1 pseudogene is annotated in these 223 nt (G+C 50.2%); it reads right to left on the bottom strand.

Annotation, left to right across the window (positions count from 1 at the left end):
• Window positions 1-223: pseudogene (locus tag ACYQ8U_RS23510) on the bottom strand (thiolase family protein); the annotation flags it as partial.

Below are 223 nucleotides of genomic sequence, written 5' to 3'. Positions count from 1 at the left end.
CCGTAATTATTGAAAATCTTTTCATCAACACCCAAAAGCTTCTGCATGGCCAGATCATTGATGGTAAATGGATTGTGTGTCTTGACCGCCGCCAGATCGGCAACCTTGAGACCGGTGCTCTTCAACACGGCCTGAGCAGCGAAAGAGGATGCCTCGGGCATGTAACCTTTGTCTGCCCGGGCAAATCCATAGCTGAGAATCTGAATGGTCGTTGACGGGTCAC

It is taken from the genome of Desulfocastanea catecholica, from assembly GCF_054657295.1.
This window is presented reverse-complemented; position numbering and strand designations above follow the sequence as displayed.